The organism is Pseudomonas mangrovi (assembly GCF_003052585.1).
Taxonomy (GTDB): domain Bacteria; phylum Pseudomonadota; class Gammaproteobacteria; order Pseudomonadales; family Pseudomonadaceae; genus Aquipseudomonas; species Aquipseudomonas mangrovi.
Genome location: NZ_QASN01000016.1, coordinates 45,532 through 63,097, shown reverse-complemented (window position 1 = coordinate 63,097; position 17,566 = coordinate 45,532). Strand labels below are relative to the sequence as shown.

Below are 17,566 nucleotides of genomic sequence, written 5' to 3'. Positions count from 1 at the left end.
CCGCCGGTGAGGGTGGTGGCCGGCGCGGTACCGGAGAGGTTGCACGGGTAGGAAACACGTGCCGACAGGTAGCTCAGCGAGGTCAGACCACTGCTGTAGTCGCACACCGCTTGTCCACCGTTGCTACCCGGAGCGGGGCCAGCCAGAGCGGAAGCGGACAGGAACAGGCCGGCGGCCAGGGAGGCAAATTTCAGGTGTGTTTTGATCATGTTCGTTCTCTTTTATTGTTGAAACATGAGTCCCGACTACGTCGGTCGCGAGAGATCAGCTACTCGCTTCCCGCGGGGCGTTTGGCCGGAGCCGGTGGCAAACATAGCGCCGGTACCGGAGGCGCACTTGAACGAATCCACTGATATTGGCGTGTCCACCCGTAAGGGTGAAAAGTGATTTCGTGTCTTTGCGAAGATCTGGCAGCGGAGCCGTAAACGCAAAAAGGCCCCGCCGGAAACCGGTGGGGCCTTCCATCGCTGTCCGCAGGGCGGACGAAGCTTCAGCTCACGGACGGTACTGGTATTGGGTGTACCAGCCAGCCGAGACGTTGCGGTTGTGCTCGGTCCCATTGAAGTAGGTCTGGTAGCTGGTGTCGCCGGTCAGGTAGGTCTTCAGCCAGGCAGTGGTCAGCGTCTTGAAACGGGTCTGCTGGGCGTTGGAGGCAGTGAAGCCGAACCAGTCGAAGTGGCTGGCGCCACGCACTTCAGCCAGGCCGCGGGTCAGGCCGCTCGGCAGGTTGCGGTAGTAGCCGGCGATGGTGCTCGGGAACGCCACAGTGTCGCTGGAGCCGGAGATGATAAGGGTCTTGGCGCTGATGTTGCGGTAGGACGGGTAGAGGGTGCCGAGCCAGGGCGCCAGCGGTACTGCGGTCTTGACCTGGCTGCCGAGATCGGCTGCCGCCAGCAGGGTGCCGCCGCCGCCCATGGAGAAGCCCATGATGCCGAGGCGGTTGGTGTCGACCTTGCCGCGAATCGCGGAGCCGAAGCGCGAGTTCTCCGAGCGCAGCTTGTCGATGCCGCCCTTGTGCGCGGTTTCCCAGGTCAGCGGGGTGCCCAGGGTGTTGGTCGGGGTCATGGTGATGACGATGTAGCCATGGCTGGAAAGGTGGTCAGCCAGCCAGTACATGTCTTCCTTGGTGTTGGTGAAGCCGCCGGTCAGGGTGGTCGCCGGGGCGGTGCCGGAAAGATTGCACGGGTAGGAGACGCGTGCTGACCGGTAGGAGAAGGACGTCAGGCCGCTGGTGTAGGTGCAGACACGCTCACCACCGTTGCTGCCGGCCGCCGGGCCGGCGTTGGCGACTGAGGTGAAGGCAGCCAGGGTGAGGCCGGCGAGCAGGGCGGGCATTTTCAGGGTTTTTGCATTCATGGTTGTTTCCACACTGTTGTTTTTGTGAGGTGAGGACGCGGGCGTCCGCCATGCCTGCCAACGTGGCTCGCGGCAGGTGGGCAGAACCTTAGCCCCGACCGTGCGCATCGCACTTGAACGAACTGGCCGCCAATTCGGGGGGGGTAGAGATCGCTGCGCTTTCACCGCCGTTGGCCGGGTTGACCAGTATTTTCAACTCACAATGGCTACGGGTCAGCGCCGAAGGCTGGAAGCCGAGCATGTCGCTAAAGGTGCGCGAGAAGTGCGATGAGTCGGAAAAGCCCGAGCCCATCGCAGCCTCGGTCAGGCTGCAGCCTTCGGCGAGCAGGCAGGTGGCGTAGTGCAGCCGGCGCCACAGCCGGTAGCGGCGGATGGGGATGCCGGCCTGCTGTTTGAACAGGCTGAGCAGGCGCGAGCCAGAGAGGCCTACGCCTGCGGCCAGTTCGTCCACCGACAGGTTGTCGCGGGCGGTACGCTTGATTCGCGCCACCACCTGTTCGACCCGCGGGTCGCTGTAGTGCTCCGCACTGGCCACCAGATCCGCCGGGTTGAGCAGGGCCTCGAGCTGCGGCCAGAGTGCTGCGGCCGGCGCCAGCTGCAGGCGCGCGGCGTTGAGCATTTCGCGTAGCGGCTGCTCGTCGCGCAGATCGCAATAGATCGCATGCTCGCAGCGCCGTGCCTGCTGGCGCAGCACGGCGTAGTCGAAGCCGCAGACGTCCAGGTAGCAGTCGGCGATCAGCGCCTCGCTGCTGTCGACCGTCACGGGCAGCCCCACCGGCAGCAGCAGGCTGCTACAGGGAATCAGCGGACCTTCGCCGAACGGCTGGTAGCGCAACTCGCCTTCCAGACAGAGGATCATCCGCGAGACGGGCAGGACATGGCGTCGGATCGTCAGCGGCGTGCCCATGAACAGGGCGCGGCGATCGGCGAGATACAGCAGTGACGCGCTCATGATCGAGCCCCCTCGGTGGACGAGGGTATGGCTAGGTGGCGACTCGCCGCAGCGAACGCGTGGTTCTTGTTGTTATGCACGGTGCTATCCCGTCAGGGCGCAGGCCTTCCCGTTGCGCGGGACGACGTGGACATCCCTGTCGGCGCGCAGCTGGTAACGATCGGGGCGGCAGTGCCCCAGACTGCTCATCTATGCGTCCTGTTCAGTGTCCCAGCAATAGCCCATACGGGTGGTGAGCGCTCAACCAGCGGGTCAGACAGCGACGGATGAGTCGCAGGTCGGTCGCATGGGTCATTCGCTAGCCGGGGGTTGCGCCATTCGCTGACTGGATAAGCCTGCTCGCAGAGTCGGCTGAGTGGCTACTCTGGGGCTCAACGTCAGACAGTTGCGCGCCTTGCGCAGTGGAGATAACCGCGCCATGTCCAATAACAACAACGGTTACCCGACGAGTCTTTCAGCCTGGACCACGGTGTTCCTGCTGATGCTCGCCTACGTTCTCTCCTTCGTCGATCGGCAGATTCTCAGTCTGCTGGTCGGACCGATCCGTGCGGATCTGGACATCAGCGATACCCAGATGAGTCTGCTGATGGGCTTCTCCTTCGCGCTCTTCTATACCATCTGCGGCATTCCGCTCGGGCGTCTGGCCGATACGCGCAGCCGCCGTGGCCTGATCGCCTGGGGCATTCTGGTGTGGAGTGCGGCGACTGCCGCCTGCGGCATGGCCAAGTCCTACATGCATTTTCTGTTTGCCCGGGTCGGCGTCGGTGCCGGCGAAGCGGCGCTGTCGCCTGCGGCCTACTCGCTGATTGCCGACAGCTTCCCGCCGGAGCGTCGCGCCAGTGCCATCAGCGTCTATTCGATGGGGATCTACCTGGGCTCGGGGATGGCATTGCTACTCGGGGGGCTGGTGGTGAAGTTCGCCTCGACGCAAGGCAACACCATCCTTCCGCTGATCGGCGAGACACGCCCGTGGCAGTTGATCTTCCTGGTACTCGGACTGGCCGGCGTGTTCTTCAGCCTGCTGATGCTGGCGGTGCGCGAGCCGGTTCGGCGTGGCGCCGGTGCCGGGGTGGCGGTGCCGTTCAGCCAGGTCGGACGCTACCTGATGGCGAATCGCAAGACCGTGCTGCTGCACAACTTCGGCTTCGCCTTCCTGTCGTTCGCCGGCTACGGCAGCGCGGCCTGGATTCCCGAGCTGTTCCGCCGCACCTACGGTTGGGACATGCCCACCGTGGGCCTGGTCTACGGCAGCATCGTGGCGGTGTTCGGCTGCCTGGGTATCGTCTTTGGGGGGCGTCTGGCCGATGTCATGGCCAAGCGCGGCAAGACCGATGCGAACATGCGCGTCGGTCTCTACTCGGCCATCGGCGCGTTGCCGCTGGTGCTGCTGTTTCCGCTGATGCCGAGTGCGGTCTGGGCTGCAATCCTGCTGGCCCCGGCGGTGTTCTTCCTGAGCATGCCGTTTGGCGTGGCGCCGGCGGCGATCCAGGAAATCATGCCCAACGCCATGCGCGGCCAGGCCTCGGCGGTATACCTGTTCGTCATCACCCTGTTCGGCCTGGGCGTCGGTCCGACCGCGGTGGCGCTGGTCACCGACTACGTGTTCGGTTACGACGAGGCGCTGCGCTACTCGTTGCTGATCATCACCACGGTCGCGGTGCTGGCTGCCGGAGTGCTGCTCTGGCTGGGACTGAAACCCTACCGCCAGAGTGTCGAGCACCTTCAGCAGTGGGCGGCCGAGCGGGCCTGATCACACCGGCCGGCAGCAGCGCTCAGGCTATCCTGCCTGGCGCTCCTGCCAGGGCGGGGCTAGCAGGCTGTTGAAAAGCGTTGGCGCGCTTTTTCGACTGATTTCGCCTAGCCAGACCTTCGCCCGCTACCTTTTCAGAGGTTCCCTAGGTCTCGTCCGCCGGCTTCTTCTTCCAGCCCTCGCCGCCGGGCAGCAGCAGGTTGAGCAGCACGGCGGTCAGGGCGCACAGCGAGATGCCCGACAGGGCAAAGCCGGCGCCGCCGAACTTCATCCCGCCGATGCCGAACACCAGGGTCACCGAAACGATGATCAGGTTGCGCGGCTCGCCCAGATCGACCTGATTGCGGATCAGGGTGTTCAGGCCGACCACCGCGATGGAGCCGAACAGCAGGCAGAGAATGCCGCCCATCACCGGCCCCGGAATGCTCTGCAGCGCCACGCCGAACTTGCCGATGAAGGCCAGTGCGATGGCGAAGCAGGCTGCCCAGGTCATGATCTTCGGGTTGTAGTTGCGCGTCAGCATCACCGCGCCGGTGACCTCGGCATAGGTCGTGTTGGGCGGGCCGCCGCACAGGCCGGCGGCGGAGGTGGCGAGGCCGTCGCCAAGCAGGGTGCGGTGCAGGCCGGGTTTCTTTATGTAGTTGTTGCCGGTCACGCTGCCGATGGCGACCACGCCGCCGATGTGCTCGATGGCCGGCGCCAGCGCCACCGGCAGCATGTAGAGAATGGCACCCCAGTGAAATTCCGGTGCGATGAAGTTCGGCAGAGCCAGCCAGGGGGCCGCTGCGGCGGCGCTCAGATCGATCCTCCCCAGGGCGAACGCCATCGCGCAGCCGGCGATCACGCCGGCCAGGATGGGGACCAGGCGCAGCAGGCCGCGGCCGAGCACGGCCACCAGCAGAGTGACGGTCAGCGAGGTCATGGCGATGATCATCGCGGTCAGGTAGGGCATCTGCTGCAGGGCGCCATCGCTGCTCTTGCCCATGGCCATGTTGACCGCTACCGGCGATAGCGCCAGGCCGATGCAGATGATCACCGGGGCGATCACCACCGGCGGCAGCAGGCGGTCGATGAACGCCGGCCCGCGCAGCTTTACCGCCAGACTCAAGAGCATGTACATCGCCCCGGCCGCGACTATGCCTCCGAGTACCGCCGGCAGTCCCAGCTCGGCCTTCAATGCCAGGATGGGGGCAATGAAGGCGAAACTGGATGCCAGGAAAACCGGTACCTGGCGACCGGTCACCAGTTGGAACAGCAGGGTGCCGATACCCGCGGTGAACAGCGCTACATTGGGGTCCATGCCGGTGATCAGCGGCATCAGCACCAATGCACCGAAGGCAACGAAGAGCATCTGCGCGCCGGTGACTCCCTGGCGCCAGAGCGGGTCCTGGGGCTGCTGCATGTCAGGCGTCCTTCTGCTTGGTGCCGAAGATCTTGTCGCCGGCATCGCCCAGGCCGGGAATGATGTAGCCCTGCTCGTTGAGGTGCGAATCGATCGAGGCGGTGAAGACCTGCACGTCCGGGTGGGCGGCGTCGACGGCCGCGATGCCCTCGGGCGCGGCGACCAGAACCAGCGCACGAATCTCGCGGCAGCCGGCCTTCTTCAGCATGTCGATGGTGGCGATCATCGAGCCGCCGGTGGCCAGCATCGGGTCGATGATCAGCGCCATGCGCTGGTCCAGCTCGCGCACCAGCTTCTCCAGGTAGGTATCCGCCTGCAGGGTTTCCTCGTTGCGCGCCAGGCCTACCACGCTGACCTTGGCGCTGGGGATCAGGCTGAGCACGCCGTCGAGCATGCCGATGCCGGCGCGCAGGATCGGTACCACGGTGATCTTCTTGCCGGCGATCTTCTCCACCTGTACCTCGCCGCACCAGCCGGCGATCGCGCAGTTTTCCAGCGGCAGGTCCTGGGTTGCCTCGTAGGTCAGCAGCGCGCCGACCTCCTGGGCCAGTTCGCGGAAGTTCTTGGTGCTGATATCGGCGCGGCGCATCAGACCGATCTTGTGGCGGATCAAGGGGTGGCGGATTTCGCGGATGGGCATGGCTGGCTCCAGGGCACGGCAGAAAACCGCGCTAGAGTAATCCAGACCGTCCCGCGGCAGCCAACGCAAGCGTGCGGGAGCGCCGCCGAGCGCGCCGCGCCCGCACGCGTTGCTGTAGCGGCCGGACGTCGGTTCCGGCAGGCGGCGCTCTTGCAAGACTTGCCCTGCCTGCGCAGGCTGGGTAACGTGCGCCGCTTTTCCCGCGCGCTGTGCGGCCTTGCGGCCGGCCGGGTAGATTGGCCGTTCGTCGCCGTCTGTCCGCCAGTGTCGCCGCGTCCCGTTTTCGCCCCTTGCCCTGGAGTAGTCATGTCCGTTGATCTCGCGCATATCCGTCAAGTCATGGCCGAAGCCGACTGTCTGTACGACAACGCCGACGTCGAGCGGGCCATTGCCCAGGTCGCACAGCAGATCAATGGCGAACTGGCCGAGCGCAACCCGGTGGTCTTCTGCGTGATGAATGGCGGGCTGATCTTCGCCGGCAAGCTGCTGCCGCTGCTGGATTTCCCGCTGGAGCTGTCCTACCTGCACGCCACCCGCTACCGCAACGAAACCAGTGGCGGCGAGCTGTTCTGGAAGGCCAAGCCGGAAATCTCCTTCATCGACCGCGAAGTGCTGATCATCGACGACATCCTCGACGAGGGGCACACCCTGGCGGCGATCATCGACTTCTGCCGCCACGCCGGCGCCAGCCATGTGCATACCGCGGTACTGATCAACAAGGAGCACGAGCGCAAGGCGCGTCCGGATCTGGTCGCCGACTACGTCGGACTCCCTTGCATCGATCGCTACATCTTCGGCTACGGCATGGACTACAAGGGCTACTGGCGCAACGCCGCGGGTATCTACGCGGTCAAGGGCCTCTGATGCCGCCGCGTTACCTCGATCAGGCGCTGTTCAGCGAACTGGCCGCGCAATCGGCGGCCAATCCGCGTCAGCGCCAGCATCACAACTTCCACGCGATGGAAGAGCCCTGTCATCGCATGGCGGTCGGGCTGCAACCGCATACCTACATACCGCCGCACCGCCATCTTTGCGCGGATAAGGCCGAGGCACTGCTGGTGCTCAAGGGCCGGCTCGGGCTGTTGCTGTTCGATGCAGACGGCCAGGTGCTCGGCAAGCGGCTGCTGGAGGCGGGCGGCGAGTGCATCGGCGTCGACCTGCCGCCGGGTGAGTTCCACGCGCTGGTGGTGCTCGAGCCGGACAGCATCCTGTTCGAAGCCAAGGCCGGCCCCTATCGGCCGGTCGCGGAGGGCGAGCTGGCTCCCTGGGCGCCGCGCGAGGGTGAGCCGGCTGCCGCCGCCTATCTGGCCTGGATGCGCAGTCAGTTCGACTGAGGGACCGCCGCGTCCTCACCCAGCCAGCGCAGCGCCCGCTCGCGGGCCTGGGCCAGGGTACGCACGTAGGTCAACCGGTGATCATGCCGATGGATGCCGGCGCGGCGCAGCTTAAGGCGCACCCGCGGATTGGCGCCGACCAGGATCAGGGCGATGCCCTGCTTGCGATAGTCGCGCAGGATGTTCTCCAGTGCCGCCAGGGCGGTCATGTCCAGCAGCGGCACCGCGCCCATTTCAACGATCACCACGCGAATGGCCGGGTTGAAGCGGCGCAACACGCTGAGCGCCTTCTCCGCTGCACCGAAGAACAGCGGGCCGCGGATGCTGTAGGCCTGCACTGCATCCGGCAGGTCCTGCTGCGACATGTCCAGGCGGCGGGGTAGCGCGGCGGTATCGGTCAGCTCGCTCATGCGTTTGATGAACAGCCCGGCGGCCAGCAGCAGGCCGACGCTCACCGCCAGCACCATGTCGAACAGCACCGTCAGGACCAGGCACACCAGCAGCACCAGTACGTCACCGCGCGGCGCCACCCGCAGCGTATGCAGTACATGGCCTGCCTCGCTCATGTTCCAGGCGACCATCAGCAGCAGGGCAGCCAGAGCGGCCATCGGCAGATAGCTGAACAGCGGGGCGAGCAGCAGCATCGCCGCCAGGACCACACCGGCATGGATGATCGCCGCCAGTGGCGAGAAGGCGCCGGCGCGGATGCTCGCGGCGCTGCGGGCTATCGCTGCGGTGGCAGTGATGCCGCCGAACAGCGGCGCAACCAGGTTGCCGATGCCCTGGCCGATCAGTTCGGCGTTGGGGTCGTGGCGGGAGCCGGTCATGCCATCGGCGACCACCGCGCAGAGCAGCGACTCGATGGCACCGAGCATGGCGATGGCGAACGCCGGGGCGAGCAGTTGCCGGAACAGTTCGAAGGACAGCACCAGCGGTGCACCGTCGGGCCCGGCGAGTAGCCAGGGCCAGGCGAACTCCGGCAGCAGGGGCGGGATGCCCGGCTGCACGACTCCATCCAGTTCGTAGCTGAAGCGCTCGCCGAGGGTCGCGACGGGCAGGCCGGCGGCTTCCAGGGCCAGGCCGAGCAGAGCGCCGACCAGCAGTGCAGCCAGGTGCCCGGGCACCCTGGGTATCCAGCGCGGCCAGAGGATCAGCACCAGCAGGCAGCCCAGGGCGACCAGCGCATCGCCGGGCTGGATGCTCGGCAGGGCTCCACCGATGGCCTGCAGGTGATCGGTGAAGTGCTGCGGCTGGCCGGCATAGCTCAATCCCAGCAGGTCCTTGATCTGCAGCGTGGCGATGACGATACCGATGCCGGCGGTGAAGCCCAGGGTCACCGGATAGGGCACGAACTCCACCAGACGACCGGCGCGCAGCAGGCCCATGGCGATCAGAATAAGTCCGGCCAGCATGCTGCACAGCAGCAGTCCGCCGAGGCCGAAGCGGATCGTGATCGGCAGCAGTATCACCACGAAGGCTGCGGTGGGGCCGGAGATGTTGAAGCGCGAACCGCCGAACAGGGCGATCAGCGGGGCACCGATCAGCACGGTATAGAGGCCGTGCTGCGGCGGCGCACCGACCGCGATGGCCAGGGCCATGGCCAGCGGAATGGCAATGATGCCGACGGTGATGCCGGCGATCAGGTCGCCGCGTAGCGCCTTAAGTGAATAGCCTGCCGCCAGCGCCTGGCGCACGGCACTGAACAGCGGAATGGCAAAGCGCGACATCGAGGCTCCTGCGGGCGGCGCTCCCGCGCGGGGAGCACTGCGTGGTTGTACTGCCGGCATGCCACGGCTGTCCAGCGCTCAAGCCAGCGCAGCGGCTGCAGCCGGCTATCCTTTGGTCTTATGGCGCGCTCGATGGATCTGCGGCGCAATGCGCCCAGCCCGCGACCCACGCCGATTTGCGCGTTGAGCGCCAAGCCGGGCGGGGGTAAAATCGCCGCCCTTCAATTCAGCTGGCGGTAGCGGACGATGCGCAAAGACAAGAAGCAGGTGATCGGTGAAGAGATCGGCGACGATGCGATCAAGCTCTTTCTTGCGGTAGAGCCGGCGGACGATACCCCCCCCGCGCTGCACAAGCTGATCAAGGCCTACCGTGGTTTGCGCGTGGATGATTTCGAACGTTTTGTCGGCTTCTTCGTCGAAGCTGGCTACGACCTCAAGGCTTGCGACAGCCAGGGCAACGACTTCATCGCGCTGATCCGCGATCAGCGCATGGCGGAACCCTATATCGAGGTCATCAAGGCCGCGCGCGGCTGATGGAATCGGCACTTTGCCCCGACGGAACGGGGCGAAGAAAGCACCGAAAAGAAGCAATCTCGGTGCGTTGAGAAGGAAAAATCAATATTTTCGTTTTTCTTGAGCCTTAGTGGTATTGTGCGCGCCGAAAACCATGCCCGGCGCCCATGGGTCTGTGTCACAAGCACGGACCGCCGCCAGCGGATGACTGAACCTAGTGTCTGCAAACTGGTACCTGTAGAGCTGCTACCCCTTGCTCCAGGCTCCGTTGTACGAGTTGCGTATTCACGCGCTTGCCCAGGTCAAGTCCCGCCCAGGCCGCTCTAACGAGGCATGGCGGTCATTGAGTTCGCCTGGGTCGTCTCCTGATCCGAGAGAACCTCTGACTGAACAAGATTCGGTGCGGACGCCTGCGCGCGGCCGTCAGCTTTTGTTGAGTTCTTGGAGAAGGGTAATGGCGCAACACGAAAACCAGGCAGTTGATGTGGTGTTGGTCGGCGCGGGCATCATGAGTGCGACGCTGGCGGTCCTGCTCAAGGAGCTGGACCCAAGCCTGCGTCTCGAGCTGGTCGAACTGATGGACTCGGACGCCACCGAAAGCTCCAATCCCTGGAACAACGCCGGTACCGGTCATGCCGGTCTGTGCGAGCTGAACTACACCCCGGAAGGCGAAGACGGCAGCATCGACACCAAGAAGGCCATCAACATCAATGGCATGTTCGAGGTCTCCCGGCAGTTCTGGTCCTATCTGGTGGCCAAGGGCGCCTTCGAGTCGCCGCGCAAGTTCATCAACCCGGTTCCGCACCTGAGCTTCGTCAGGGGCGAGGAGGGTGTGGCCTACCTGAAGAAGCGCTTCGAGAGCCTGCGCGGCCATCATTGCTTTGCCGAGATGGAATACTCCGAAGATCGCGCCACCCTTGAGCAGTGGATGCCGCTGATGATGCCCGGCCGTGCGGCCGACGAGCGCATCGCCGCGACCCGGGTGACCGGTGGCACCGACGTCAACTTCGGTGCGCTCACCCATCAGTTGCTCAAGTATCTCAACTCGCTGGATGGCGCCCAGGTTCTCTATAACCAGAAGGTCGTCGACCTCGAGCGCGCCGGCGAGGGCTGGAAAGTCAAGGTCAAGGACACTCGCAGCGGTGCCTCGCGTACCGTCAGCGCGCCCTTTGTCTTCCTTGGCGCAGGTGGTGCGGCCTTGCCGCTGCTGCAGATGTCAGGCATTCCGGAAAGCAAGGGTTACGGTGGTTTTCCGGTCAGCGGCCAGTGGCTGCGCTGCGACAACCCGGAAGTGGTCGAGCAGCACCAGGCCAAGGTCTACAGCCAGGCCGAGGTCGGTTCGCCGCCGATGTCGGTACCGCACCTGGATACCCGTGTGGTCGATGGCAAGAAATCGCTGCTGTTCGGGCCCTACGCCGGTTTCACCACCAAGTTCCTGAAGAATGGTTCCTTCCTCGATCTGCCGCTGTCGGTACGTGCCGGCAACATCCTGCCGATGCTGGCGGTGGCGCGCGACAACATGGACCTGACCCGCTATCTGATCGGCCAGGTCATGCAGTCCCAGGAAGAGCGCCTGGATGCGCTGCGCAAGTTCTATCCGCAGGCGCGCAGTGAGGACTGGCGCCTGGAGGTGGCTGGCCAGCGCGTACAGATCATCAAGAAGGACTCGGAAAACGGCGGCAAGCTGGAGTTCGGCACCGAGATCGTCGCGGCTGCCGATGGCAGCCTTGCGGCCCTGCTCGGCGCGTCGCCCGGTGCTTCGGTGTCGGTCTCGGCGATGCTTGATCTGCTCAAGCGCTGCTTTGCCGAACGGCTGGGCAGTGAGGAGTGGTCTGCGCGCCTGAAGCAGATGATCCCGGCCACGGTGAAGGAGCTGACCGCCGACGCCGAGCTTTATCGCGAGGTGCAGGCACGCAACTGCGCCACCCTGCTGCTGGATCAGCCTGCCGACGTCTGAGTCAGCCGACTTGCTCGCACAGGCCGCTCTTCGGAGCGGCCTTTTGCATTCTGCTGCGGCTGACGCGTCGCCTCAGGACAGCGCCAGGCGTCGCCGTGCGCGAGCGTGGCTTGCCTGTGGCTGTACGCAGGCACTGCCGGGTAGGGGACGGTTGAGCCAGGTGGGTAGACATTCGTCGACTTCGACCCAGTCGCTGCCTTCGGGTATCTGGCGACACTGGCGCAGGGCCCGACAGATGCCGTGTCGATCAACCAGGGCAAAATGCCGTGTGCGTGGACGCAGCAGCAGGGAGTACAAGGCCAGCATGGTTAACCTCCGCAGGGTGTGGGGTCCTTTATCCCTGCTGGTGGTGACATGCGTATGACAGGAACCGTGGCGCTACCGGCCGGTCCCATGCCCAGTCTGTCAGTGCCGCTCGTCGGTCGTTATACTGCCGCCCTCTTTCGCATCCATCCCCTGGAGACATACAGATGCTGCCTCGTCCGTTGTTCGGTCTGATCGCTGTTTTCGCCCTGGCTCTCGGCGGCTGTGCCCACAGTCCTCAGGCGCTCAGCCCGCAAGTGAAGATCAATGCGCCCGTCACCGCCGTGGGTCAGGGCCAGCCGGTAGTGGTCAAGGTCGTTGACGGTCGCGCATCGCCGAATCTGGGTACCCGTGGTGGCCTGTATCCGGAGACCAGCACCATCAGCGTGAGCTCCAAGGACATCCTGCCGAAGCTGCAGGCCCAGGCCGAGGCTGGTGTGCGCCTGCTGGGCTTCACGCCGACGGCCAATGCCTATAACGCACCGCAGATCACTTTCACCCTGGCCGACCTCAAGTACCAGTCGCCCAAGGAGGGTCTGTACGTGACCGAAGCCGATCTCAAGGCCTCGATCCGTGTCGATGTGCAGAATTCGCGCCGGCGCTACACCGGTCGTTACGGTTCGTCGCTGAATCAGCGCTTCGGCATGGCGCCAAACCAGGCGACCAACACCAAGCTGGTCAGCGATGTATTGAGTGATGCACTGACCCGTGCATTCAAGGACCCGACGCTGGGCGAGCTACTCGCCGAGTGACGATGAAAAAGGCCCCGTCTCGACGGGGCTTTTGGGGTATGGCGAAAGGCGCTGGCTGCTCGGCAGCGGCTGTTCTGCGGGGCGTTTTCGTAACTCGCTGCGGCATCAGGTGCAGTCGCGGTTGGAAAATCATGCGCCGTTTGTCGTCGTGGCCGCCGCTGGCGGCGGCTGTTGGGTAGAATCCGCGCCCGAAAATGTCGCTGGCCATTGCTGGCCTCGCTACCTCAGCAGTAGGGCCTAGCCGCCCGCGTGGAACGTTCGATGTCAGTGCAATCCCTCTGGAGTTTCGTCGCCGGCCATCCTGGTCAGGCGCTCAATGCGGTCGCCCTGTTCCTGGCGTTGGCTGGTAGCTGGTTGCTGCTCGCCACTCGGCTGCGCGAATCGCGTGCCGCCACGCTATTTGCCGCCGAGCGCGGCAGCTTCGCCGGGGAAGCGCCAGGCGCACGCATCAACCTGTTCTTCTACCGCTTCTCCAGCTTCTCCCTCGCCGCCGCACTGGCGCTGTCCTGGTTCAGTACGCACCTATAGAGCTCAGAGCGGCAGCCCTGCGCGAATGCGGTACTGGTTGCGGACCGGCATGGCGTACTGCATCACCAGGTAGGGGCGCTGCTCTTCCGGGCAGGCCTGCAGGCGGCGTTGCCACTCCCGGGTGGCCTTTTCCAGTTCGGCGCTGCCGAACAGCGTGCTGGCCGCCGGGACCTGCAGCTGCGGGTCGGCGTCCTGCCACTGGGCGTAGGCCAGGTAGTGCACCGGGAAAAGCCGGTAGCCGGTGAGAATCTGTCGATCCATCTCCGCGGCGAGTTGCTTGGCGTCCTCGAAGGTTGCACCCGGCTGGCTGTTGAAGTGCAGGTGTACCCGGCCCTTGTAGCCGGTGATGCCCAGCGCGATGCTGGCGTCGTCTTCGCCGGGCGCCTTCTCGTAGGTTCCCGTGGTGGCGCGGATGTACAGCTCGCGCGCCTTGGCCTGGTCGCAAGGGTCGTACTCGTAGCTGATCGACACCGGTGTCAGGTTGAGCCTGGCGATCACCTCGGCGAAGGGCTCGTCCTTGCGGCTCATGTGGAACATCTTGAGGATCGCCGAGTCGGTGCGATCGTCACCGTCCTTGGCACGGCCTTCGGCCTGGGCGATCCAGATCGACTCGCCATCCTCGCGAATCGAATGATTGATGTAGGCCGACAGCAACTGGTAGCTGGCGAGCTTCTCGCGCCGGCCGGTGATCGAACGATGCACGATGAAGCTCTTGTTCAGGCGCATCAGGTCGCTGACGAAGGGCTTCTGCAAGAGGTTGTCGCCGATGGCGATGCGTGGGGTCTTGAGCCCGTTGTGAAAGACCACGTAGTTGACGAAGGCCGGGTCCATGACGATGTCGCGATGGTTGGCCAGGAACAGGTAGGCGCTGCCGGAGGCCAGGTTCTCGGTGCCGGAGAAGGTCACGCCGTCGGTGGCCTTGTCGATGGTGCGGTCGATGTAGGCCTCGATCTTTTCCTGCAGGCTGTGAACCGAGGCGCTGCTGCCGAACTCGCGGCGCAGGCGATGAGCTATAAGAGGTTTGAGCAGCCAGCCAAGCGGGCCGGCCAGGCGCGGGAAGCGAAAGCGCGCGAGCACCGCAAGAAAGGCGGGGTCGGCGAGCAGGCGCGCCAGCACGGCAGGGACTTCGGTGTCGTTGTACGGTCGGATGGCATCGAACTCGCCCATCATGCTCTCTATTGGTTGGTTCGGTTGCAGAAAGGTGTGGCCCCTGGGGTGAGGGGCCAGCAATAGACCGGCGATTATAGCGCCAAGTCACAGTCGGCCACCTGCAGCGAAGCGACGCGGGCCGGAGCAGGAGTCTGCATGCTGAGAATCTATGAGCCACGGGACCTGATGGAAGCGCAGATGCTGGTCGGCATGCTCGAGACCGAAGGCATCGAGGCGCGCGTCGTGGGCAGTGATCTGTTGGGCGCGATTGGCGAGCTGCCGGCTCTGGGCCTGCTGGGGTTGCTGGTGGCGGCGGAGCAGGCCGAGCGGGCCAGGAGCCTTATCGCCGCGTACAATGCCGCGCTGCCGGTGCCGGGCGACGAACCCGATCACGAGCAGGGCACTCTGCTCTGCTGACACCGGGTTTCTCGTTCAGGGGTATCGCGCATGTGCGCTCGCTTTGCGTTGTTTCGCTGGTCCGCGGAGTTCGCTGCTCTGCGCGGATTTCCCGCACGACAGGCACCGCACTGGAACATCGCCCCTGGCGCCAGCGTGCTGATGCTGCGTATGGATCAGGACGATCTGGCGCTGGCCGAGGCGCGCTGGGGGCTTACCCCGGCCTGGCTCACCGACCTGTCGCGCACGCCGGCACAGGCGCGTGCCGAAACCCTTGCCGAGCAACCGATGTTCCGCGACGCTTTCCGTCAGCGCCGGGCGCTGGTGCCGGCCAACGGCTTTTACGAATGGCGCGGCTCGGCGCGTAAACGCCCTTACTGGATGTCCGGTGATGGCGCGCTGCTGCAGATGGCGGCGATCTGGGAGGCCTATCCGCTGGAGGACAGGGTCTTCCTCAGCGTTGCTCTGGTGACCCGTGCCGAGGCCGGTCAGCGCCGGCCGCTGCTGCTGGACGGAGCGCAGCGCGACGCCTGGCTGGATCCTGCGACCACGCTGCCGCGCCTGCAGTCACTGCTGCTAGACCCCTCTGTCGCGTTGCGCGAGCGCGCACTGGCCAGCTTCGTCAACGACCCGAAGCTGGACGCACCAGAGTGCCTGACGCCGGCCTGATCAGACCTTGAACTGATTGATCAGGCGACGCTGCTGCTCGGCCAGTTTGGTCAGCTCGGCACTGGCCTGACTGGCCTGGTCCGCGCCCTGGGCCACTTCGTTGGCGACCTGGCCGATGTTGCTGATGTTGCGATTGATATCCTCAGCCACCGCACTCTGTTCTTCCGCCGCGCTGGCAATCTGGGTGTTCATGTCGTTGATCACCGAGACCGCCTGGGTGATGGCTTCGAGTGCTTCGGCCGCGGCAGCGGCCTGACGCACGCTGGAGTCGGTGCGCGCCTGGCTCTGCTCCATGACGTTCACCACTTCCTGGGTGCCGCTCTGCAGTTGCTGGATCATCGCCTGGATTTCCTGGGTGGCCTGCTGGGTCTTCTGCGCCAGATTGCGCACCTCATCGGCAACCACCGCGAAGCCACGACCCTGCTCGCCTGCGCGCGCCGCTTCGATGGCCGCGTTGAGGGCGAGCAGGTTGGTCTGCTCGGCGATACCGCGGATCGCCACCAGGATGGCATTGATGTTCTCGCTGTCCTTGGCCAGGTTCTGCACCACCGCAACCGCCCGGCCAATCTCGGTGGCCAGCGCGGTGATGGCGGTGGCCGAGTCCTCGACCACGCGCTTGCCCTGGTTCGCCGAGCGATCGGCATTGCCGGCGGCTTCCGCGGCCTGGGTGGCATTGCGCGCGACGTCCTGGGCGGTGGCGGTCATCTGATGCACCGCGGTGGCGACCTGGTCGATCTCGGCCATCTGTTTCTGGATGCCCATGTTGGTCTGGATGGCGATGTCGGCGGTGGACTCGGACGAGTCGCTGACCTTCTGCACCGAGCTCACTACCTGGCTGATCATGGTCTGCAGCTTGTCGAGGAAGGTGTTGAATCCGCTGGCGATGCGTCCCAGCTCGTCGCGACGCTGCACGTGCAGACGCTGCGTCAGGTCGCCGTCGCCCTTGGCGATGTCATCGAGCATTTCCGCCATCTGCCGTAGCGGCGCGGCGATACGCTGGGCGACGAACCAGATCAGCAGCAGGCCGATGGCGGCAATCAGCAGGCCTGCAAAGGCCATGTTGCGCACGTCCGCACGCTGCTGTTCGGCGAGCCCGGCCTGGAATTCGTTCAGCTCGGCGCGGGCGATGTCCAGTGGCAACTGCAGCATCAGCAGCCAGGGCTTGCGAGCGCCCTTGAGTTCCAGCGGGACGAAGACCTCGATGTGGTTATGCTCTTCATCGATGTCATAGAAGGTCTGGCCGGGGACCAGGCGCCCGAGGTTGGCCAGTTCGTTGGCGTCGAGGATGCCCTTGATCGACTGGCCCAGTTTGTCTGGCGCGCCGGTGTGGGCCACCAGGTGGCCGTTGGCGGAGATCAGTGCCATCTCGCCGGCGCCGCCATAGAGGCCGCCGTCGGCCTTGATCAGCAGGTCCTGGATGAAACTGAGAGAAAGATCCACACCGGCGATGCCGAGAAATTCGCCCTGATGCAACAAGGGCACGGTCAGCGAGGTAATCAGGATTTCCTTCTCGCCGACCTGATAGGTCGCCGGGTCCATCAGGCAGGCCTGGCGGGTTTCCTTGGGGCAGAGGTAGTACTCGCCTTCACGGACCTGGGTCGGCAGCAGTTTCTCGCTGTCGAATCCGTAGAGCGGGTCTAACCCAAGGCTGCCGTCGGCGTTGCGGTACCAGTAGGGAATGAAGCGGCCGCTGCCGTCATAGCCGTCGCCCTCGGTACCGGCGTAGATGTCGTCACTGGCATCGAAGGCATTGGGTTGCCAGCCTATATAGGCGCCCAGCAGCTTGGGGTTTTGTACGGTGGTCTCGCGCAGCAGGGCGGACAGTTCCTCGCGGGTGGTCGCCAGTAGCGGCGATCCCTGGTCGTCGGTCTGCGCCAGCATGCCGTTGAGCCGCGCCAGGCCCTCGGCGATGGTCATTGCGTCGCCCAGTTCCTTGCTGATCAGCGAGCCCTGGACCTGGGCCAGGGCTACCAGGCGCTGCTCGATCTGCTGCATCAGCAACTGTTCGCTCTGGGTCCCGACTTCCTGCTGGGTGCGGGCTCCCGAGACTAGAGCGTAAAGCACCAGGACGGCGACCACGGCGAGAATGCTCGCGCCGGCAAGGGTGGCAACCAGCGTTCGAATGGAATTGAATTTCA

17 protein-coding genes and 2 pseudogenes are annotated in these 17,566 nt (G+C 65.1%); 9 read left to right on the top strand and 10 right to left on the bottom strand.

All coding sequences use genetic code 11. The features are described from left to right. The 3 genes from DBO85_RS08940 to DBO85_RS08930 all read right to left on the bottom strand — a co-directional run. The coding region (locus tag DBO85_RS08940; protein WP_146168194.1) for a hypothetical protein at nucleotides 1-209 on the bottom strand (209 nt) is incomplete at its 3' end. Between the two features lie 286 nt (nucleotides 210-495). Then, on the bottom strand, nucleotides 496-1,356 hold the full coding sequence (locus DBO85_RS08935; protein WP_108106922.1) for an alpha/beta hydrolase family protein: 861 nt from the start codon (nucleotides 1,354-1,356) through the stop codon (nucleotides 496-498). Between the two features lie 88 nt (nucleotides 1,357-1,444). Further along, a complete protein-coding gene (locus tag DBO85_RS08930) occupies nucleotides 1,445-2,308 on the bottom strand; it encodes a helix-turn-helix domain-containing protein (RefSeq protein ID WP_108106921.1) in 864 nt (287 codons plus the stop codon). 418 nt (nucleotides 2,309-2,726) lie between these two features. On the opposite strand from DBO85_RS08930, the gene DBO85_RS08925 reads away from it, so the two are divergent. Then, the gene (locus tag DBO85_RS08925; RefSeq protein WP_108106920.1) at nucleotides 2,727-4,058 is read left to right on the top strand and encodes a spinster family MFS transporter; all 1,332 of its coding nucleotides are present in this window, start codon (nucleotides 2,727-2,729) and stop codon (nucleotides 4,056-4,058) included. 145 nt (nucleotides 4,059-4,203) lie between these two features. Here DBO85_RS08925 and DBO85_RS08920 read toward each other — a convergent pair whose 3' ends face one another. Together DBO85_RS08920 and upp are read right to left on the bottom strand one after the other, a co-directional pair. Further along, nucleotides 4,204-5,460 carry a uracil-xanthine permease family protein gene (locus DBO85_RS08920; RefSeq protein ID WP_108106919.1) on the bottom strand — a complete coding sequence of 419 codons (1,257 nt, stop codon included), beginning with the start codon at nucleotides 5,458-5,460 and terminating at the stop codon, nucleotides 4,204-4,206. A 1-nt stretch (nucleotide 5,461) separates the two neighbouring features. After that, a complete protein-coding gene (gene upp, locus DBO85_RS08915) occupies nucleotides 5,462-6,100 on the bottom strand; it encodes a uracil phosphoribosyltransferase (RefSeq protein WP_108106918.1) in 639 nt (212 codons plus the stop codon). 306 nt (nucleotides 6,101-6,406) lie between these two features. On the opposite strand from upp, the gene DBO85_RS08910 reads away from it, so the two are divergent. Next, nucleotides 6,407-6,964, top strand: a complete 558-nt coding sequence (locus DBO85_RS08910; RefSeq protein WP_108106917.1) for a hypoxanthine-guanine phosphoribosyltransferase — start codon at nucleotides 6,407-6,409, stop codon at nucleotides 6,962-6,964. Further along, nucleotides 6,964-7,434 carry a WbuC family cupin fold metalloprotein gene (locus tag DBO85_RS08905; protein WP_407681457.1) on the top strand — a complete coding sequence of 157 codons (471 nt, stop codon included), beginning with the start codon at nucleotides 6,964-6,966 and terminating at the stop codon, nucleotides 7,432-7,434. Before DBO85_RS08910 ends, DBO85_RS08905 begins: the two co-directional genes overlap by 1 nt. Here DBO85_RS08905 and dauA read toward each other — a convergent pair. Next, the gene (gene dauA, locus DBO85_RS08900; RefSeq protein ID WP_108106916.1) at nucleotides 7,422-9,161 is read right to left on the bottom strand and encodes a C4-dicarboxylic acid transporter DauA; all 1,740 of its coding nucleotides are present in this window, start codon (nucleotides 9,159-9,161) and stop codon (nucleotides 7,422-7,424) included. The two genes, DBO85_RS08905 and dauA, sit on opposite strands and share 13 nt — an antisense overlap. A 246-nt stretch (nucleotides 9,162-9,407) precedes the next feature. Between dauA and DBO85_RS08895 the strand changes: the two genes are divergently transcribed. Next, nucleotides 9,408-9,695 (top strand): PA4642 family protein, encoded by a 288-nt coding sequence (locus tag DBO85_RS08895; protein ID WP_108106915.1) that lies wholly within the window; start codon nucleotides 9,408-9,410, stop codon nucleotides 9,693-9,695. A 433-nt stretch (nucleotides 9,696-10,128) separates the two neighbouring features. Then, nucleotides 10,129-11,631, top strand: coding sequence for a malate dehydrogenase (quinone) (gene mqo / locus DBO85_RS08890; RefSeq protein WP_108106914.1), 1,503 nt, complete (start codon nucleotides 10,129-10,131; stop codon nucleotides 11,629-11,631). 72 nt (nucleotides 11,632-11,703) lie between these two features. Here mqo and DBO85_RS08885 read toward each other — a convergent pair whose 3' ends face one another. Continuing rightward, nucleotides 11,704-11,937 carry a hypothetical protein gene (locus DBO85_RS08885; protein WP_108106913.1) on the bottom strand — a complete coding sequence of 78 codons (234 nt, stop codon included), beginning with the start codon at nucleotides 11,935-11,937 and terminating at the stop codon, nucleotides 11,704-11,706. Between the two features lie 164 nt (nucleotides 11,938-12,101). Here DBO85_RS08885 and DBO85_RS08880 point away from each other — a divergent pair, with 164 nt between their 5' ends. Beyond that, the gene (locus DBO85_RS08880) at nucleotides 12,102-12,686 is read left to right on the top strand and encodes a YajG family lipoprotein (RefSeq protein WP_108106912.1); all 585 of its coding nucleotides are present in this window, start codon (nucleotides 12,102-12,104) and stop codon (nucleotides 12,684-12,686) included. Between the two features lie 261 nt (nucleotides 12,687-12,947). Next, entirely contained in the window at nucleotides 12,948-13,214 is a 267-nt protein-coding gene (locus DBO85_RS08875) for a hypothetical protein (protein ID WP_108106911.1), read from the top strand. Nucleotides 13,215-13,217: 3 nt separating this feature from the next. Here the strand turns inward: DBO85_RS08875 and DBO85_RS08870 are convergent, their stop codons facing one another. Then, complete coding sequence (locus tag DBO85_RS08870) at nucleotides 13,218-14,384, bottom strand: 1-acyl-sn-glycerol-3-phosphate acyltransferase (RefSeq protein WP_177429755.1); 1,167 nt, start codon at nucleotides 14,382-14,384, stop codon at nucleotides 13,218-13,220. A 135-nt stretch (nucleotides 14,385-14,519) separates the two neighbouring features. On the opposite strand from DBO85_RS08870, the gene DBO85_RS08865 reads away from it, so the two are divergent. Together DBO85_RS08865 and DBO85_RS08860 are read left to right on the top strand one after the other, a co-directional pair. Further along, nucleotides 14,520-14,780: a putative signal transducing protein gene (locus tag DBO85_RS08865; protein WP_108106909.1), complete on the top strand. Its 261-nt coding sequence runs from the start codon at nucleotides 14,520-14,522 to the stop codon at nucleotides 14,778-14,780. 30 nt (nucleotides 14,781-14,810) lie between these two features. Then, nucleotides 14,811-15,428, top strand: coding sequence for an SOS response-associated peptidase (locus DBO85_RS08860; RefSeq protein WP_108106908.1), 618 nt, complete (start codon nucleotides 14,811-14,813; stop codon nucleotides 15,426-15,428). Here the strand turns inward: DBO85_RS08860 and DBO85_RS19690 are convergent. Together DBO85_RS19690 and DBO85_RS19685 are read right to left on the bottom strand one after the other, a co-directional pair. Further along, nucleotides 15,429-16,025: pseudogene (locus DBO85_RS19690) on the bottom strand (methyl-accepting chemotaxis protein); the annotation flags it as partial. Nucleotides 16,026-16,286: 261 nt separating this feature from the next. Further along, nucleotides 16,287-17,309, bottom strand: a pseudogene (locus tag DBO85_RS19685) (HAMP domain-containing protein); the annotation flags it as partial. Nucleotides 17,310-17,566 lie beyond the last annotated feature (257 nt).

Excerpts from the sequence above, each read along its gene's own strand:
- DBO85_RS08935 (WP_108106922.1), bottom strand. The coding sequence starts at position 1,356 with ATGAATGCAAAAACCCTGAAAATGCCCGCCCTGCTCGCCGGCCTCACC.
- DBO85_RS08930 (WP_108106921.1), bottom strand. The coding sequence starts at position 2,308 with ATGAGCGCGTCACTGCTGTATCTCGCCGATCGCCGCGCCCTGTTCATG.
- DBO85_RS08925 (WP_108106920.1), top strand. The coding sequence starts at position 2,727 with ATGTCCAATAACAACAACGGTTACCCGACGAGTCTTTCAGCCTGGACC.
- DBO85_RS08920 (WP_108106919.1), bottom strand. The coding sequence starts at position 5,460 with ATGCAGCAGCCCCAGGACCCGCTCTGGCGCCAGGGAGTCACCGGCGCG.
- upp (WP_108106918.1), bottom strand. The coding sequence starts at position 6,100 with ATGCCCATCCGCGAAATCCGCCACCCCTTGATCCGCCACAAGATCGGT.
- DBO85_RS08910 (WP_108106917.1), top strand. The coding sequence starts at position 6,407 with ATGTCCGTTGATCTCGCGCATATCCGTCAAGTCATGGCCGAAGCCGAC.
- DBO85_RS08905 (WP_407681457.1), top strand. The coding sequence starts at position 6,964 with ATGCCGCCGCGTTACCTCGATCAGGCGCTGTTCAGCGAACTGGCCGCG.
- dauA (WP_108106916.1), bottom strand. The coding sequence starts at position 9,161 with ATGTCGCGCTTTGCCATTCCGCTGTTCAGTGCCGTGCGCCAGGCGCTG.
- DBO85_RS08895 (WP_108106915.1), top strand. The coding sequence starts at position 9,408 with ATGCGCAAAGACAAGAAGCAGGTGATCGGTGAAGAGATCGGCGACGAT.
- mqo (WP_108106914.1), top strand. The coding sequence starts at position 10,129 with ATGGCGCAACACGAAAACCAGGCAGTTGATGTGGTGTTGGTCGGCGCG.
- DBO85_RS08885 (WP_108106913.1), bottom strand. The coding sequence starts at position 11,937 with ATGCTGGCCTTGTACTCCCTGCTGCTGCGTCCACGCACACGGCATTTT.
- DBO85_RS08880 (WP_108106912.1), top strand. The coding sequence starts at position 12,102 with ATGCTGCCTCGTCCGTTGTTCGGTCTGATCGCTGTTTTCGCCCTGGCT.
- DBO85_RS08875 (WP_108106911.1), top strand. The coding sequence starts at position 12,948 with ATGTCAGTGCAATCCCTCTGGAGTTTCGTCGCCGGCCATCCTGGTCAG.
- DBO85_RS08870 (WP_177429755.1), bottom strand. The coding sequence starts at position 14,384 with ATGATGGGCGAGTTCGATGCCATCCGACCGTACAACGACACCGAAGTC.
- DBO85_RS08865 (WP_108106909.1), top strand. The coding sequence starts at position 14,520 with ATGCTGAGAATCTATGAGCCACGGGACCTGATGGAAGCGCAGATGCTG.
- DBO85_RS08860 (WP_108106908.1), top strand. The coding sequence starts at position 14,811 with ATGTGCGCTCGCTTTGCGTTGTTTCGCTGGTCCGCGGAGTTCGCTGCT.